General features: G+C 34.8%; 1 pseudogene. It reads left to right on the top strand.

The features are described 5' to 3' along the window. A pseudogene (locus NNO03_RS22500) lies at positions 1 to 458 on the top strand (hypothetical protein); the annotation flags it as partial. Positions 459 to 488: the final 30 nt, after the last annotated feature.

The raw sequence follows: 488 nt of genomic DNA, 5'->3' as shown, positions 1-488 counted from the left end.
GTGGGCATGTTCAACCAGAAGGGTATATTAATGTAGATGCAAGGCAATTGCCAGGCATTGATGTTATTTGTGATGCTGGAAACTTGTTTTTTGACGACCAAAGTTTAGACGAAATATATAGTGCACATTTAATTGAACATTTTACAGAAGTTGAACTCAGTAGAGTAATACTCCCTAACTGGCTTTCTAAATTGAAGAAAGGTGGTGTTTTAAGAATAGTGACCCCAGACGCAAATAGCATGATAAATGACTATGTGCAAGGCATAATGAGTTTTGAAGATTTACGTAAAGTCACATACGGGGCTCAAGATTACGAAGGGGATTTTCATTATAATATGTTTTCTGTAGATTATCTTATCGATATATTATCTAATGTTGGATTTACAAATGTAGAATTGATAGAAGACAATCGACGTAATGGGCTGTGTCGAGAAATGGAGCTTATTGCTGTGCGATAAGAATGAAGAATGCATCAAGATAAATTAAAT

Origin of the sequence: Citrobacter sp. Igbk 16 (assembly GCF_028069755.1) — a bacterium.
GTDB lineage: Bacteria > Pseudomonadota > Gammaproteobacteria > Enterobacterales > Enterobacteriaceae > Citrobacter.
This window is presented reverse-complemented; position numbering and strand designations above follow the sequence as displayed.